Annotated in this window: 1 protein-coding gene; it reads left to right on the forward strand. The window is 57.8% G+C overall.

Going from position 1 to position 642, the window contains the following annotated elements; all coding sequences use genetic code 11:
* Positions 1 to 223: hypothetical protein (locus ASG03_RS21870; RefSeq protein WP_210168549.1), on the forward strand; the 223-nt coding region annotated here is incomplete at its 5' end.
* Positions 224 to 642 lie beyond the last annotated feature (419 nt).

Raw genomic sequence — 642 nt, forward strand, 5'->3', positions numbered from 1 at the left:
GTTTAAAACGGGTCTGGGTATTTTGCTGAAGGACAGCGTTCCCTGCCCCATCCCCAACACTTCAGAAGTTGGCGATCAACCGCCCTTGCTTCTGGATTTGAAAATACCTGACGCGGCCGATGGCGCAATCACCAACTTGCGATCGCGCACCCTTTCGTCGGCCCTTCCGCATGTCCTGTTGCTGAAACGACACAAAATGGCCATTCGGGCGCTCAACTCTTAACAAGCTCTTAAGAAAATTGTTTGTTGAGAATGGCTTAGGTTGGCCGAAGCTTGCCTGAAACTGGTGAGAATCGTGGCAAAACAGCGGCTGGAGGCCGGCCTGCCCGCAATCCTTCCCCTGCTTCGTCGCCCGCCTGCTGGCCGCGTCCGTATTCGCAGCGCGGTTCATGCGCAGCCGAGAATCGGTTGCGGCAAATGATTCCCCGCGAGAATCGTTTCCGGATCCTGGCGTGCACGGAACGAACGGACCGATCGGGCAAGTGCGGCCGGTGGCGGATGGGCACTCCAGGCGCGCCGCTCTCGCGCGCCACAATCTCCAGGCCTTGTCAGTCCGGCATTTCGTAAGCCTGGACTCATTTTTGACTGGAGGTCAGAAATGAACATTAAGAGCCTTCTTCTCGGCTCCGCTGCCGCTCTCGC

This window comes from Rhizobium sp. Leaf341 (assembly GCF_001424325.1).
Taxonomy (GTDB): Bacteria; Pseudomonadota; Alphaproteobacteria; order Rhizobiales; family Rhizobiaceae; genus Ferranicluibacter.